This window comes from Patiriisocius sp. 208BN25-11, from assembly GCF_058147145.1.
The window spans coordinates 1-244 of sequence record NZ_JBYVJY010000108.1 but is presented as its reverse complement, the minus strand read 5'-3'; the positions used below and the strand labels follow the sequence as shown (position 1 = coordinate 244).

1 pseudogene is annotated in these 244 nt (G+C 40.6%); it reads left to right on the top strand.

Annotated elements, in window-relative coordinates:
- Positions 1–244, top strand: a pseudogene (locus ACY2RS_RS15760) (glutamate synthase-related protein); the annotation flags it as partial.

Sequence of the window (244 nt, the reverse complement as noted above, 5' to 3'; positions counted from 1 at the left end):
ATTAATGTAGCTAGAGAGGCGATGATGAGTATTGGTGGTATTCAGGCTCAAATATGCCATACCAATAGATGCCCAGCAGGGGTTGCTACACAAAGGAAATGGCTTCAAAACGGAATCAATGTTCCTTTAAAGAGTGAACGGCTGGCGTAATATTTTAAAACCTTTAGAAAAGAGCTTGTAGAAATCACGCATGCAGCTGGATCTGAGCATCCGTGTCAATTTAAAATGAGTGACATTGAGCTAA